Genomic DNA, 14363 nt, shown 5'->3' on the forward strand with positions numbered 1-14363 from the left:
ATGAAGTTATTCAAGCTCTCCACCGCATTTGCTGGCAGGCGGTCCGGTGAAGGGCTCCCACTTCCGCACCCTCTAGGAGGGTCCTTCCGTTATGCCCATCAGTCTACACGCACATACCCCGTCGTCCACGGAAACCGCCGGGGACACCCCGGACGTCTGTCGATCAGTGCGCCTTCGGCGTGTCAATCGTGCCCGTGAGAGCGATTCCGCCGTTGTGTTGGCTGCGGTGCCTACGGGCAGTGTCCGCTCAGCGCATGGTCGCCAGACTATGGCCGCGTTGCTCGGCCATGAGTTTTTCGCCGCCCGCAACCGCAACGGTCAGGCAACCATCATGGCCGTACTCAATGCCCTGATTCAGCGCGCCGACTATGAGTCGATGACTACCCGCCCGGGCTGGGAAAACCTCGTAACAGTCACCGGGACGTCCAGGACAACCGTGGCGCGTGTCCTGCGGCTTCTCATCAACTGGGGCATCATCGGCCGCGTAGCAACCGGCAGGCAGGCCAAATACGCCGCAGCCGGACCCGACGGGGAACGCATCAACGAAGCAGCCGTCTACGTCCTTTGCACACCCTCCCCGCTGGCACTTGTGAACAAAGATGGCACCCCTCCCGCCCTAGGCGGTTCTCACCTTAATAAAAGAAAGTTAACCCATACACGCGCACAAGAAAAAAGCTTTCATCAGGACGTGGCTACGCCACGGCTGATTATCGAAGGCGCCGCAAGCTGCGCACCTGCCGCCCAAGTGCCCTGGCGTCCGGAAATCCAATGGCCAACCCACCGAACTACAAAACGCCGAATACAGCGTGCGGCCGCAGCTGCCGAGATCCGCAACCGGAGTTTTCCGCTGCGTTGCATGACGACCAAAGACGTCGCCAGCTCCTGCCGGGACTTCTTCCTGGCCGGCTGGACCGTCGCTGACATCCTGCACGCCCTGGACTGGAAGCCTGACAACACTGCGTGGCCGCACAGCGGCGCACCGGACACACGTGAACCCTGGCGGATACGCGGCTGGATGCGGCACCGACTCGGAGCCTGGCGCACAGAGGCCGGCGAACCACTGCGCTCCCCCGACCAACAAGCCACCGCCCACCAAGCAGACCAACGCCGGCAACAGGCCACCGAACGCCGCCGCGTGCTCGAACGCCAAGCAAAACACGCCACCCGCCTCAGCCAAGGCGACACCCCCACCAAAATCACCGCCCTAGCTCACATCCGGGCAATCTTCGACGCCAACAAACAACAGCATTCCACCCACAGCCCTCCACCCTGTTCGATGAAACGCTCTGACAAGCGAGTGGAAGTTAAATCCGTCATGACAGATTTAACTCAAATAAATATTTCTGTCATGACAGATGGACAGATTGACGTACATCTATCAATCTGTCAGTCTGTATTTAAACTAGAGGGAGCAACATGAAAGTTACTGCCATTGGCAACCGAAAGGGCGGCGTGGGCAAGACGTCCGTAACCCTCGGCCTTGCCACAGGACTCCGGCTCATCGGCAAGAAGGTTCTAGTCATCGACCTGGATCCGCAAGCCAACGTCACTGATGCCCTGGAAGGAGCTGGAGAGTTCGACATCTTTGATGTCCTCTACGGCGGGGAAGCCGGCACCCTTGGCCAGGCCATCACCACGACCTCTTGGGCCGGCATTGACCTCATTCCGAGCTCGGAGTCGCTGGCCAGGCTTGAGTCCGAAAGCATTATGACTCCAGAAATGCGGCTCAAGGCGGCCGCCTGGGGGGCAACGGAACTGGAGGAGTATGACCACGTCCTCATTGATTTGCCTCCCGCCCTTGGAAGACTGACACTGAACGGGCTGATCTGGGCGGACCGAGTTCTGGTGGTAACCGAGCCAGCCGCATTCTCCGTCAAGGGAGTCACCGAGTTCCTGGAAACAGTCAAGAAGGTTCAGTCGCTGCCGCACCTGAATCCCGATCTGAAGTTCCTTGGCATCATCATCAACAAAACAAGCTCACCGCTGACCGGTGAGCATGTCTTTCAGATCGGTGAGCTCGAAGCCGAGTACGGAAGCGACGTGATGTATCCGCACCTGCCCCTTAGAACAGCGATGCAGGATTCCATTAGTAGCAGGGCCCCGCTGACAAAGATCGTTAGCAGGGGAGCGGCCATCATGACAGAGAAGTTTGTCGCCCTCGCGCGATTCTTGGACGAGGAGAACTAGATGGCCGTCGAGAGAAAGTCATCCCTTCGGAAGGCGCCGGTAGTGGACGTCGTAGACTCCCTGACCGCAGGGCCCGAACTGCTGGCCCCCGAAACCGGCGCGCCGCCCGTGGTTGAGGTGCGGGACACTACCGCGCAGTGGGAGCCCGTTGCAACGCAAGGACCAGGGCCCGGGCGCCCCAGGAGTAAGAGACGGATGGAGCCGTTTTCATCCAAGATCGAAATCGAACTCCGCGACGAACTCGATGCCTACATTAAAGCCAACGGAGTCACGATTACCGACTTTCTGGACGAAGCGATTCGCGACCGATTAAAAAAATAATTCCGTCCAGACATAATTATTTAAAATCGCCACTCCTTTCCGGAGCTAGGGCAGTCGGTTGAGAGCTCGTGGTCTGGCTGCCGGACGATCCCCACAGCACGGCCGATGTCGCGGCCGAGATGCCCCCACCCCCTGACGAAGACCACGAGATTGAGCGTTCCGGGCGGGACTCAAAAGTCTGCCTGTGGTTGAGTTGCCCCACGGATAACAGCTATGCCAATGGGGGGCGGCGTGTGGTTCCTCATCGCCCCTGATCAACGCCCCCGGATTGGCTGAACAAAAGAACCGAAGTCGGCTCCCATGGTTTTTCATCCCAGGCTTCATCGGGACGTTTGCCACACTGCTCATCGTGGTGATTCCACCACCCTTGGGAGTTCCGACACCAACGCGTCCCGGGGATAGGGGGGGGGCAGGAGCCGGAAAGTGGACGATGCGAAGGGCATTCTGAGTGACTATCCCGAAATTTCGATGTTCAGAGGGGGGCTTGAGGACCAATGCTCGGAAAAGTCCACGCGCTAAGCCTGTTGGTGCCCAGGGGAGGGAAGGTTGGTACGCCTTAATCGCCTGTAAATAGTAATAGTAGTAGGTAGTAAGGTAATTACTACCTACTACTATTACTTCTCTGCCGGAGGATGCTATGTCTGTGAGTGCTAAGGAACGTGTTTTCGCCGCTGCTGAGAAGGTGAGTAGTGAGCGGGCTCCTACTGTTGCTTCGGTGCGGGAGGTAGCGGGTGTCAGTATGGCTGATGCGTCCCGTTTTTTGCGGGAGTGGAAGAGTGATCGGGAGGAGAGCACTCGTCAGGTTGTTGCAGCACCGCCTTCGGTGACGGAGTATGCGCAGAAGCTTGCTGGGGGTGTGTGGGGTGAAGCTGTCCGGCTGGCGGGGGAGCAGCATGCCGGGCTTCAGGCCCAGTGGGCGGAGGAGAAAGCCGTCCTCACTAAGGAGATTGACGAATTGGTTGCTACCGCTGATGCGACGGATGCTGCGCATCGGGCTGAGATGGAGGAAGCGGCCAAGGCTTTGAGCGTAGCGCAGGCTTTGGTGGGCGCCGCGGAGGAGAAGGCCGGCACCGCCATGCAGACCGCTGAGGTGGCGGTACTAGAGAACAGTGAGCTGCGGGTGCAGTTGGCAGCTGCGCAGGCGACGTCAGTGACTCTGCAGAGCGCCATGGACGCGGTTCTGGCCAGAATCCCCGCGGCAGGGAAGAGCACAGGCAAGGCGAAGTAGCCTACCCGGGGGCTGGGGGTGTTGGTGGGGGGAGTGTGACCTGCCAGCGGAGCAGTCCGGACCAGCCTGGGACTCTTTCATCCAGGAGTCGGGTCTGGGCGGGGGACAACTTGTTGCGGGTGTGGTTTTGTTTTTGTCCGTGCAGCCAGACGCCGAGGATGCGTTCGGCCTCGGTATGCGGGTTTTTGTATCTGGGCCAGCGCCGTTGCTGGGCAACGAAGCTGCGCAGTTCTGTTAGACGGTGGATCCAGCGCTGCCCATCGTGGATGGTTCGCTGCGGTGTCCTCCACGTCCCCAACGAATCCAATGCCTCCTCTTGGGCCAAGCCCAGCTGGCCGTGTCGGGGGCGGCTGAGCGTTGTTTACCCAGCCACCGGGCCAGGGACGGTTCAGTGTCCAATGTTCCCGTGGCGGCTGGTTGCCGCTGATGCGTGACCATGAACAGCTGTAACTGGTCAAACCGCCGTTCCCAGGCAGTGGTTGGTCGGCGCTGCGGACCAGTCACGGGTGGACGGTTGGCTTCATGGTCCTGTAGTAGTCCGGGGTCCGTCCTGCCGTACACCGTGAGGTGGGCGGTGGACCGTGCTTTTGGGTGCGTGACAGAGTTCAGCGATCCGCCGGAAGGGAAGGCCTTTGCTGTACATCAGATCCCACTCGGGATGCCGACTCCCAACAGGACTTCCCCCGGCATCCACCATGCGTTCTTTGGTCATGGCGTTAACCTAACCCCCGGTGCAGCTTCATTCCTATGACCTGGCCGGATTCGGGACCACCGTGCCACGCTATGACGGGGTGAACGACAAGACGGCCACGGGCCCCAGAAGCGAAGTTTTTTAGGGTGTGATTGGTTTAGGTGGCTTTGACGGTGGGGAGTTCGTCCCAGTGGGTGGTGTAGCGGGGGGAGAGCATGTTCCGTTTCATGGTCCAGTCCGGACCGCCTCGGAGGCCGGCGTGGCCGAGGCCGATGGAGCCGCGCCCGTAGCGGCGGGTCACGTTTTCCAGGAGGGTGCCAACATGGCGTTCCTCGTGCCGGTTTACGAACAGGGCCAGGGGCGCTTGGTTGGCGGTGGGCCGCAGGTCGGTGACCATGATCCCGGCTTTGGCGTATTTGATTCCTTCGTGGATGAGGGGCAGCAGGGCGTGGGCGGCTTTGGTGAGGAGCACGGGGTCGGCGGTGGGCATGGGCAGTGGCACGCACACTGAGGGGTAGGAGGTGTCTTTGGGGTTGTAGTGGGAGGTGGCGGCGAAGGCGGTGAGGATTTTGGCTTGGAGTCCGTGTTTGGCCAGCCGGGCGGAGGCTTGCTGGCCGTAGACGCTCATGACCTGCTGGATGCCGGTGGTTGTGGTGATGGGGGTGGCGAAGGAGCGGGAGAAGATGAGCTGGTCCCTGCCGATGCGTTCTTCTTCCATGGGGATGCAGGGTGTTCCCTGCAGTTCCAGGACGGTGCGCATCATGACCACGGAGAAGCGGTCCCGGATCGTGACCGGATCGGCCCGGGCCAGGTCGAGGATGGAATGGATACCCAGGGCGTTGAGGCGTTTAGTTAGCCGGGTGGCGACACCCCAGATCTCAATGACCGACAGGCGGCGCATGAGCGTTTCCCTGTCCGGGAGTGGTACGGAGTCCCAGTGGCAGACTCCGTTGAAGGCGGGGTTGTTTTTTGCCCATTTGTTGGCCAGCTTCGCCAGGGTTTTTGTGGGGGCGATGCCGACGCAGACGGGCACGCCGACGTTGCGTCGTACGGCGGTCTTCATGGTCTGTCCGAGGGTTATGAGTTCGGTGGGGGTGCCTTTGACGCCGAGGAAGGCTTCGTCGATGCTGTAGACCTCCAGCCAGGCGGAGTATCGGCCGAGGAGTTCCATGACGCGGGCGCTGATGTCGCCGTAGAGTTCGTAGTTGCTGGACAGGGCGATCAGTCCCCATTCCCTGGCGCGGGGGGCGAGTTTGAACCAGGGTTCACCCATGGGGATGCCGAGGGCTTTGGCTTCGGGGGAGCGGGTGACGGCGCAGCCGTCGTTGTTGGACAGGACAATGACTGGTTTGCCTTCCAGGGCGGGGTTGAAGGCCCGCTCGGCGGAGGCGTAGAAGCAGTTCACGTCCACGTGCGCGATCTGCGGCATCCGCCGCATGAGAGCCGGGTTAGACATTACTGGCCCTAGACATGGTGCAGGCATCTGGTTGCGACACCCCAGATGACCAGGTCCGATAATGAGGGCACCCGGATATCGGGGTAGGCGGGGTTCTCTGCCTGCAGTACAACCCCGGTCGAAGTGATGCGGAGCCGTTTGATGGTCAGTTCCCCGTCCAGGACGGCGACGACGACGGAGCCGTCCCTCGGTTCCAGGGCACGGTTGACGATCAGTTCATCACCGTCGCTGATCCCGGCGCCCTCCATTGATTCCCCGGCCACCCTCACGACGTAGGTGCTTGTGATGTCCTTGATCAGATGCGCGTTGAGGTCGATCCGGCCGTCAAAGTAGTCCTGCGCGGGGGAGGGGTAGCCGGCCGCGACGGGGACCGGGGAGATCAGCACCGACAACAATGACCTGCCCGCGTCTAACGCCCACAACACACCTTTATTCGAATATATGTTCGACTAATTCAGTGTAGCCGCACCGACCGACAAAACAACGACAGATGTTTCCCCGGTTGGTTGTATAGGCCGCCGACTGAAGAAGCAGAGAACGTGTTGAGAGGCTTCATCAGCGCTGAGGGGTAAGGCTCCCTGGAAACCTGGCAAAAGGTCTCTCCTCAATCAGGACGCGGACGCGCTGGGACCTCTTCACCGCTGTACCTGGAACTCCGCTTCAGGTACAGCGGTGAGCGGCACGGGCGTCGTCGTCTCAGGTCCCCTAGTCGACAGCATCAACTGGGCGGCCCTGGACAGCTTTATCTAGGCAGGCACCCCCGCAGTACCCCTAAGAACGACACACCGACCGCGCAGGGTTAGAGATTGGGTGCACGGTTGTTACAACCCCAAAATATCATCGGTGATTAAGGTTGAGGGTGAAGACCCTTTTCCCGGGCCGGGGTCCGTGAGACCATGATGCATGAGCCAGGAAAAGCGGCCAGTGGCCGGGCGAAGCGCTGGGGCGGGGCCTGCGGGGAAAGCCCCATCCATGCGTGGTTTCCTTGGTGACACGTCCCGGCATAAGGAGCTGCGCAGCGCCGCAATGCGGCGCCGTGCTGCGGAGGAGAAACTCCAGCTGCATCAACAAGAGGCCAAGAAAAAATTGGTTCCACCAAAAATTCTTAACTAGACAGTCCCATGAAGCAGGAGGGCGGTAGGTAAATTATGCGGTGCTGGACACAGTGCCTACAAGGTGGCCGACCGTGGCTAAAAGTGTTCCGGGGTGCCTCGGCTAGTGGTATCGGCCCGGGAGGTTTCTGCGGCCAGCGCTGCCCGGGATCAGGATGGGCGGGAGAACGGATCGGTTGTTGTTGAGCTTCGGAATGCTCACTGGTGTCAGGGAGAGAGCCGACCCGCCCCGACATGGGGTGAGCTCTTCGGACGCTGCGAGCCGAGCTGGCTTTATATACTGGCGCTATGCCGGAGATGGAATGTTGGCCCACGGGGCGCTTGTTGTCCACTGCTGCGCGGCTCGTTGAGCACGCGTGGAACGAGAATCTTAACGGTTTGAGGTTGACGCATGCTGGGGTTGCCGTCCTGGATGTCCTTACCGTCAAGGGGGCGATGACCCAGTCCGCGCTTGCCGGGACCGTGCGGGTCAAGGCCCAGACGATGGGCAGGACGCTCGTCAGGCTGGAGAGCCACGGCCACATCAGCCGAACATGCGGCCTGTCGGATCGTCGCAGCCATGTTGTGTCGATCACTCCTGCAGGCAGCGCCGCCCTGGTGGAGGCCCATGAACTTGAGGCCCTGGTCTTTTCAGTCGTTAAGGTGGACCCGGATATACTTCACCGCGAACTGCTGACCTTGGTCCGTGGCCTGGGCGGGAGGGATGTGTCACCGGTGTCCACCGCCATCGTGGCCGGAGGAGACGGGGGCTTTTAGGATAGGCCGGGTTGGGCACCCGGCACAACGTTCCGTCCGGCAGCCGGGGAAATGGCGGGGCCTTTACCGCGGCAGGGACCACAGCTTGCGGCACTCAAGCGCTGTGTGCTTAGTATCTATTGTTCGGCTCGCCGGGATCCCGGTGGGAAGCGCCTATCAAGGAGGACTCCATGGGCTTGGGTGACAAAATTCAGAACGCGGGAGAAAAACTGACTGGTAAAGCCAAAGAGGGCGCCGGAGAAGCTACCGACGACAACAGCCTCAAGGCCGAAGGAAGGACCGACCAAGGCAAAGCTGACCTCAAGCAGGCCGGGGAACACGTCAAGGACGCGTTCAAAAAATAACCACAGACAACATCCGCTCGATGAGACGGAGCACACCAGCAACGGTGCGCCCCTTCTTCGTGGGTCTCATATCACTCCTCGTGGAGTCACTGGAACATGAGGTGGTCCTGCCAGCTACCCGTGGTCTTCAAGCAGCGGTGCGCCATCGCGTACTGCTCGAAGCCGGTCTTAGGAAAGAACGCGACGAGAAGCAGCATTGGCCTGGAGCGTTTCGGCTTGCACACGGTGAAGGCAGGGCTCCTCAAACGCCAGCGCCAGCGTTGCCCGCACCGAGTTTGTAGCTGCGTCCTGGCCCTCTCGCTCTTCCACGGGATACTGCGAGCTGCCGTACATGGAAGCGCTCTTATCGGAGAGGCAGCCGCCCTCACGGGACCCTGGCTGTTCAGCCTGCTGTCCCGGGAGGAGCAGGTATGGCTGCTTGACCCCGCTCGACGGGACAGCCACGTTTGATCAAGGATCGCCGGACTACGCCGTGATGGCTGCGCTCGGCGTACCGGGAGTGGCAGTGCTATCCGTTATCCCTCAGCGGCGCTGGGCGTAAATCAGGGGACCTGATCTGGAACAACACCGGAGGGTGTGCTTCCGCAGTCTCACCGAAAGTATCAGCCCCACGGGGGCCGACGGGCAGAGCCGGGCACCGTCATGGCAGCGTTCAACCCAGCTCGGACGAGACCAGTCGCCGGAGCGTACTCAGGCGGGCATGCCCCGCGCCGCTCCTCGCCGTCTCAAGGTTGGACGGCCGGAAATTACCGCTGGAAAACCGAACGTGAACGGCCCCCAGGGGTTGAAAGCTCGAGGGCTCGAGACCTGTCAGGAACGGGCTGTCCGACTAGATTTCCCGGGAAATGTTCCGCATCACCGGTCCGGATGCGGCCCTGCGGGTTTAGGGTGGAACGAAGGCTACCTGCCGGGAAATCCCTCAAGGAGGGGCGCGTGACTTCCAGCCAGTCCAGTTCCGAACAATTCGGTCAGCATCTGAAAAGCGTCGGCGGTTCAGAGGCTGACGTCAGCGGTTCCGCGTACGTCGTCACGGAGAAGGACACCGTGGAAAGCGTCGTCTCGGGCCTGCGGATGGAACAGCACGAGCACGGCGGTTCGGCAGGTGAGTCCACCATCCTGCACGCGTCTGCCCAGGTCCTCATCAGCAGGCGCGATGAGCAGGATCCGAGTCGTCACCCAGGGGCCTCCCAGCCGGGGGAGTATCAGCTGGACATTCATTTCCATGGGGGCCACTGCACCCGTGAACCCATTCCCGAGGAGGATCTGGAAGCTGCCAAGGCATGGGCCCAGAGACGGATCGAGGCCGAAGGGGCGGATTTCGGGGCCATTTACTTTCCATCCGGGGGCGGGGATGCTCCTGGAACGGGTGCGCTGGAATGCAGTTACGACTCTGGGCTGGGCTGGCACCAGTAGGCTGCCTGCCCGTGGCGTGACCCCTGGTGATGGCGCCGGCCGCTCCACCCATCGGGCTGTGATTCACGGTGATGGCAGTTCGACACAAAATGAGTGCCGGACCAAGGCCAGTACCCGGAACAGCAGTGAGTAGGATGTTGGCACAATATGCTTGGCGTGGTTACTTATCCCAGCGATCATTAACCACCCCCGCTTCCTCACGGGTCCGGTAGTCCTGGCTCCCTCTGCGGCCAAGAAACACCGGGCACTGGGGGAGCAGGTTCGTCTTTTCCCCCGTTACTGCCCGCCCCTCGCGGAACCGGCAACCTGACGCGGGGTCAGACCGCAGGTCCCTTTGCCGGTGGTGAGCGAGCTATTTAGTTAGGGAACGACGGCGTCTTGGCCACGGGTGAAGTATTTCCGTTTGGCCGGGCCTGCGGTGCTTCCGGGGGGAGGAACAATGAATACCAGGCATACTGGGTCATGCGCCGGCAGGGTGTGTCTGCGGGAGCGCCGGCCAGGGCGGCTAGTGCCTGTCCTGGCGGGCGATGAAGAGCTCCCGGATCAGCAACATGATGGCAGCGGCCGTGGGAATGGCGATCAGGGCACCGAGCACGCCCAGCAGGGTCCCGCCGGCAATCACCGAGATCACCGCAATCGCTCCCGGGACCGCCACGGCCCGCTGCATGATGCGGGGCGAGACGAAGTAAGCCTCAAACTGCAGGTAAGCGAAGTACAGGATGGCGAACACCGCCGCGGTTTGCCAGCCGTGGGTGAGCGCCACCAGGGTCACGGTGATTGCCGCTATCAGGGAACCGACCAGCGGGATGAAGGCCAGCAGGGCGACGACGAACGCCAACAGCACGCTGAACGGAACGCCAACGATGGACATGATGATGAAGGCGTAGATCGCGTTGATCACAGCCACGCAGACCTGCCCGATCACGTAGTTACCCACCGAACGGGTGATTTCCTCGCTCAGGCTTTCCACCCGCTTGCGGCTGGAACGGGGAGCCAGCCGGTAGCTCCACCGCTTCATCGCCGGCAGCGATGCCAGGAAGTACAGGCTGAGCACCAGCACAATCAAAGCCCCGAAGAGGCTGTTGGCGATGGTGGAGCCGATGCCCAGCACCCCGCCAAAGATTCCGCCGACGGCCTGGGAGTCCTGGAAGAACTTCGCCACCTGGGCGTTGATCTGGTCCCGAACATGGTACTGAGTGTCGACGTTCTTAAAGAAGTCAGAGTTCAGGAAATCGCTGATCCACCCAGGGGTCTTGGCAATCAGTTGGGACATCTGTCCTACGATCGTGGGAATCAGGATCGCAAAGAAGGCCGCCAGCAGGCCAACCAGAACGGCCAGGGAAATCACAATTCCGGCGGGCCGGGGGACCTTGTGGCCCTCGAGCCAGCGCACCACTGGGTCCAGGCCAAGCGCAATGAACAGGGCCGCCAGCATCCACAGCAGCAACTGTGCGGTGTTGGTCATGACGTAGTACAGCAACAACGCCAAGCCGACACCCACGGCACCCATAAACCCCATATATATCGGCCGCTGCGCCGCCATCCGCGGGCCGGGCATACCCAGCCGCGCGGCTTCCGCCTCCGCCGCGGCTTCCATCAGGGTTTCCGGTGGCAGCTCAAAGCGGATCCGCGGCTGAGCGCCCGGCAGTGGCCGCAGGAGCCGGGACCGAAGCGAAGCTAACGTATGTACCCGCACTCTGGCCGGCTGCCCGGACGCTGCTCCGGCAGGTGCAGCAGAACTTTCCGGTGTGCCGTCGGAGACTGCAGGTTCGGGAGCGCGGCCGGTGAGGTTTCGTTCCTGGGTCACGGTTGACTGCTGCTTTCACGGGATCGGATAGGCGAAAGGGACACATCCGGTCCGAATCCGGACCGGTTCACGTCGTCCCACACATTATCAGCCCGCAAAACCTGTCACATTGCCCCACCGGTAGCGTTCAAAAAACCGGATCGGCGGCAGGACGCCGGTAGCGCCACGGCTTTCGGACCGGCTGCCGCGAAAACGGCCATAGCTCAGTAGGCGCTGCGGTCCCGCGGGCCGCCGGGGAGTGGAAAGGACGGGGGATCCACGGGGTGTGCGGGGGATCCAGTCGGGCTTGGCTGGGTGGCCGTCAGTGTGGGCTGATGGGCTGTGGGAGTTGTCGTTCTGGTCTGCTGGAGAGTTGGAATACCCCGAAAACGGCCAGTGCGCCGGCGGCCACGAACGCGGCAATGGCCCAGAGCGGAGCATGGGTGGCTTCGCCGAGCACGACGATGCCGATCGTGACACCGATCATGGGGTCAATGACCGTCAGACCGGCGACCACGAGGTCCGGCGGCCCGGATGAGTACGCGGTTTGAACGAAGTAGGAACCCAACAACGCGGCCGCGATGATTCCAATCAGGCAGAGGAAGACCAGGCCGTCACCGGGGGCAAGGCGGTATCCGGTTTGGAGTAGCGTGTGGACCCGGTCGATGATGACTTTCGCGAGCGTGGCGACGAATCCGAAAAGTACTCCCGCTGCGACGATGTAGAAAATGGTGGTGACTTTTTGGCGGAACAGTCCGAAGGCCGCGCCCAGGGCTGCCAGAACGCAGGCCAGGATGATGAGAACGATGCGCAGTTGAACCGTGCCGATGGGCAGGGACGTGGTCGTGAACGCGGCGACCGTGACGAAGAGCGCGATCCCGCCGACGCAAAATGCGATGGCCCGGATCGTGAAGGCACTGAGCCTGGTTTTCGTGGCGCGAGCGTTCAGCACTGCAGTGATGACCAGTGCCACGGCTCCCAGCGGCTGGACCACGGTCAGGGGTGCAAGGAAGAGGCTGATCAGCTGAAGTATGATCGCCAGGGCGAGCATTAGCGTACCGGCGATCCACGATGGTCGACGAAGAAGCGACAGAAGTTGGCCGGAACGAAGGCCGTTTCGGGCGTCTGTTGAACTTGCGGCCTCTACTTTATTTACGCCCCGGTGCTGATACTGTGCGCCAAGGGCCAAAAAGACTGACCCCACCAGAGCCACAGGGATACCCAGGGCCTGCACCGGCGACAACGAAACTAGCTCCAACGACATGCGGCCACGTTACCCCCAAACACCCCCACACCAACGAAACACCAAGAGTCCGGCCTTTCCCGGATGTTGTTCACCGCCGAATGGGTCTGCCCAGGAGAACCGGGGACCCGGTGGTTCGCCATCGGACTAAGCCCTGGCAGCGAAGAGAGGTATTCGTTGTGAGAGTGCGTCCGCGGCAACCATTACACGGCGAGCCCCTTGTATTCGTTGGTCCGGGAGGATCTCAAAGGGTGTCTCTCGAACGATCATTACCGGGCACCCGCACAGGTGCGTGGCAGCGGATGTCCGATAGATCCAGATTCCAGCGAGCGTACTCAAAACGCCGCCGTCACTAGATGGGGTGATTCGTGAATAAGTGAAAAATCGTGGGTTAGCGTTTGATTGATCGCCAGGCTGGTCTGGCAGTGAGTAGGATCTGCGCAGCAGTCCCCCTAAGTAATTTAAGTGCTGGGCAGCAGCCCCAAACGGTCGGGGCGGGCAAGGAATGCATAAAGATGCTCTCAACTTGCCCGCCCCATGCTGCGGGTGTTGCTGTGGTCGTCTCAAGCTGTTCGACGACCGGGTACTGCGCGTGTTGCTCTGGCCGTCTCAAGCTGTTCGACGACCGGGTGTTACTGGTGTTGCTGTGGTCGTCTCAAGCTGTCGACGACCAGGTACTGCGGGTACTGCTATCCGTCTCCTACTGCTTGACGGTCAGGTACTGCAACGGTGCTTCCCCCTAGACAAGCAACTACAACTACTTTGAGCGGGGGAACTTCCGTTCTCTTTTTCTTTCGAGAAAAAATATAACCACTCTTTGAAATCTCGTCAAGTCGTCTTTGGGCGGTCTGAGTTGGGTCGCGTTTTGCGGTTGGCTCGGGACCTACCTGGTGGCTCGCGATGGCGCGCCACCGGAACAACGAGTAGATCATTCACCCTCACCGCCTCGGCGGGACCGGTGACAACGGTGGTAGTGGCAGCGAAGTCGGTAGGGAGTTGGAAGTACGACTCAACAGCGCCGGACCTTGCATGGAAAAACCCTGGATATGGCTCCTCCGCGTGGAACACTGGGCCCGGCACCCTGGATACGGATCCACTGCCAACGCCAACCCCATCACAATCGATGTTCCCCTCTCACTGCTGGTCGATGGAGCCAATACCATAGCCGTCGAGACACACCTCAACTACCACGGCACCCCGGACATCAGCTTCGGCCCCAGCGTCATGGACAGTCCTTGGGGTGCGGGGGAATCACGACTGCGGTTTTATCCCGGGCGGACGGGTGAACCTTTCAAGTACGGCTCGGGGTAGAGAGGGCTTGGCCCGGGGAACGCTGGTGTTCGGCGATCAGGGCGAGGGCCATACGCTTGGCCCGTGTGGCCGCCTTCAGGTCACCCTCTACCGCTGAGATGATGGCGCCCTTGGTCAGGATGTGGCAGGACCGTGCGAAACCTTCGGGATCGGAGAAACCCGCTTCGACGGCGAGGGTACGGATGTAGTCACGGACCCGGCACAGGTAACCGATGGATGCCTGCCCCAAGGGATGTGTTGCGCCCATTTCCAGCATGACGGTCATGAATGAACATGCCCGGAAATCTTCCTGGTGAAACCACTCGTCCAAAACATCAAAAATAGCCATCACCTGGGCTGAAGGAGTGTTTGCTCTGGACCGGGACTGTGTTGACCGTCGCGTTATTTGACGATGATGGCGTCAGTGTTTTTGACGATGTTTCGGGGACGAAAACGCCCCACCCGGTGGTCCCTGGTGGGGCGTTCGTCGTCATGGTGACGGCTTGGTCGTCGTTGGTGCCGTGGTTCTTATTCGC

Annotated in this window: 16 protein-coding genes; 8 read left to right on the forward strand and 8 right to left on the reverse strand. The window is 61.2% G+C overall.

Features of this window, described 5'->3' with window-relative positions:
- Positions 1 to 268 precede the first annotated feature (268 nt).
- The 4 genes from IV498_RS17265 (at position 269) to IV498_RS17280 (ending at position 3736) form a co-directional block, all read left to right on the forward strand.
- On the forward strand, positions 269 to 1420 hold the full coding sequence (locus tag IV498_RS17265) for a hypothetical protein (protein WP_269048321.1): 1152 nt from the start codon (positions 269 to 271) through the stop codon (positions 1418 to 1420).
- Entirely contained in the window at positions 1417 to 2187 is a 771-nt protein-coding gene (locus IV498_RS17270) for a ParA family protein (RefSeq protein WP_269048322.1), read from the forward strand. Before IV498_RS17265 ends, IV498_RS17270 begins: the two co-directional genes overlap by 4 nt.
- A gap of 42 nt (positions 2188 to 2229) precedes the next feature.
- Positions 2230 to 2508 (forward strand): hypothetical protein, encoded by a 279-nt coding sequence (locus IV498_RS17275; RefSeq protein WP_269048323.1) that lies wholly within the window; start codon positions 2230 to 2232, stop codon positions 2506 to 2508.
- A 637-nt stretch (positions 2509 to 3145) separates the two neighbouring features.
- Positions 3146 to 3736, forward strand: coding sequence for a DNA-binding protein (locus tag IV498_RS17280; RefSeq protein WP_269048324.1), 591 nt, complete (start codon positions 3146 to 3148; stop codon positions 3734 to 3736).
- Between the two features lies 1 nt (position 3737).
- Here the strand turns inward: IV498_RS17280 and IV498_RS19150 are convergent, their stop codons facing one another.
- From IV498_RS19150 to IV498_RS17290, 3 genes are all read right to left on the reverse strand, one after another.
- Positions 3738 to 4061 (reverse strand): helicase associated domain-containing protein, encoded by a 324-nt coding sequence (locus tag IV498_RS19150; protein WP_442951375.1) that lies wholly within the window; start codon positions 4059 to 4061, stop codon positions 3738 to 3740.
- A 523-nt stretch (positions 4062 to 4584) separates the two neighbouring features.
- Positions 4585 to 5883, reverse strand: coding sequence for a Y-family DNA polymerase (locus tag IV498_RS17285; RefSeq protein WP_269048325.1), 1299 nt, complete (start codon positions 5881 to 5883; stop codon positions 4585 to 4587).
- Positions 5884 to 5891: 8 nt separating this feature from the next.
- The gene (locus IV498_RS17290; RefSeq protein ID WP_269048326.1) at positions 5892 to 6305 is read right to left on the reverse strand and encodes a LexA family protein; all 414 of its coding nucleotides are present in this window, start codon (positions 6303 to 6305) and stop codon (positions 5892 to 5894) included.
- Between the two features lie 1074 nt (positions 6306 to 7379).
- Between IV498_RS17290 and IV498_RS17295 the strand changes: the two genes are divergently transcribed.
- Together IV498_RS17295 and IV498_RS17300 are read left to right on the forward strand one after the other, a co-directional pair.
- Positions 7380 to 7751 carry a MarR family winged helix-turn-helix transcriptional regulator gene (locus IV498_RS17295; RefSeq protein ID WP_330059828.1) on the forward strand — a complete coding sequence of 124 codons (372 nt, stop codon included), beginning with the start codon at positions 7380 to 7382 and terminating at the stop codon, positions 7749 to 7751.
- A 170-nt stretch (positions 7752 to 7921) separates the two neighbouring features.
- On the forward strand, positions 7922 to 8095 hold the full coding sequence (locus IV498_RS17300; RefSeq protein ID WP_269048328.1) for a CsbD family protein: 174 nt from the start codon (positions 7922 to 7924) through the stop codon (positions 8093 to 8095).
- A 168-nt stretch (positions 8096 to 8263) separates the two neighbouring features.
- Here the strand turns inward: IV498_RS17300 and IV498_RS19155 are convergent, their stop codons facing one another.
- Positions 8264 to 8428, reverse strand: a complete 165-nt coding sequence (locus IV498_RS19155) for a GNAT family N-acetyltransferase (protein ID WP_442951376.1) — start codon at positions 8426 to 8428, stop codon at positions 8264 to 8266.
- Between the two features lie 600 nt (positions 8429 to 9028).
- Here IV498_RS19155 and IV498_RS17305 point away from each other — a divergent pair.
- Positions 9029 to 9508 (forward strand): hypothetical protein, encoded by a 480-nt coding sequence (locus IV498_RS17305; RefSeq protein WP_269048329.1) that lies wholly within the window; start codon positions 9029 to 9031, stop codon positions 9506 to 9508.
- Positions 9509 to 10013: 505 nt separating this feature from the next.
- On the opposite strand, the gene IV498_RS17310 is transcribed toward IV498_RS17305, so the two are convergent.
- Together IV498_RS17310 and IV498_RS17315 are read right to left on the reverse strand one after the other, a co-directional pair.
- Positions 10014 to 11315: an AI-2E family transporter gene (locus tag IV498_RS17310; RefSeq protein ID WP_442951377.1), complete on the reverse strand. Its 1302-nt coding sequence runs from the start codon at positions 11313 to 11315 to the stop codon at positions 10014 to 10016.
- 301 nt (positions 11316 to 11616) lie between these two features.
- Entirely contained in the window at positions 11617 to 12558 is a 942-nt protein-coding gene (locus IV498_RS17315; protein WP_269048330.1) for a DMT family transporter, read from the reverse strand.
- A gap of 1038 nt (positions 12559 to 13596) precedes the next feature.
- On the opposite strand from IV498_RS17315, the gene IV498_RS17320 reads away from it, so the two are divergent.
- Positions 13597 to 13848, forward strand: coding sequence for a hypothetical protein (locus tag IV498_RS17320; protein WP_269048331.1), 252 nt, complete (start codon positions 13597 to 13599; stop codon positions 13846 to 13848).
- Here IV498_RS17320 and IV498_RS17325 read toward each other — a convergent pair.
- Both IV498_RS17325 and IV498_RS17330 read right to left on the reverse strand, forming a co-directional pair.
- The gene (locus tag IV498_RS17325) at positions 13829 to 14176 is read right to left on the reverse strand and encodes a hypothetical protein (RefSeq protein WP_269048332.1); all 348 of its coding nucleotides are present in this window, start codon (positions 14174 to 14176) and stop codon (positions 13829 to 13831) included. The genes IV498_RS17320 and IV498_RS17325 overlap by 20 nt on opposite strands.
- Positions 14163 to 14363 (reverse strand): hypothetical protein (locus tag IV498_RS17330; RefSeq protein ID WP_269048333.1); only part of this gene is annotated, 201 nt, incomplete at its 5' end. The genes IV498_RS17330 and IV498_RS17325, both read right to left, overlap by 14 nt.

The organism is Paenarthrobacter sp. Z7-10 (assembly GCF_026932795.1).
Lineage (GTDB): Bacteria > Actinomycetota > Actinomycetes > Actinomycetales > Micrococcaceae > Arthrobacter_M.